The 253-nt window shown below is 60.9% G+C and carries 1 protein-coding gene; it reads right to left on the bottom strand.

The features are described from left to right. Positions 1-253: ABC transporter permease subunit (locus tag AF337_RS05780; RefSeq protein ID WP_152970921.1), on the bottom strand; the 253-nt coding region annotated here is incomplete at both ends.

Below are 253 nucleotides of genomic sequence, written 5' to 3' on the forward strand. Positions count from 1 at the left end.
GCGTCGGCCAGAGATACTGGTTCCAGCTTTCGATGCCCATGAGGATCGAGACCGTGGCGAGCGCCGGCAGGCTGAGCGGCATGTAGATTGACCGGTAGATGCGGAAGACCGATGCACCATCCATTTCCGCCGCTTCATAGAGTTCCTTCGGCAGCTGCGCGAAGAACTGGTAGAAGAGGAAGACATAGAGCGGGCTTGCCACCCAGGGCAGGATCTGCACCGCGAAGGTATCCGTCAGCCCCGCCCGCGACAT

This window comes from Rhizobium ecuadorense (genome assembly GCF_001187535.1).
GTDB classification, from domain to species: domain Bacteria; phylum Pseudomonadota; class Alphaproteobacteria; order Rhizobiales; family Rhizobiaceae; genus Rhizobium; species Rhizobium ecuadorense.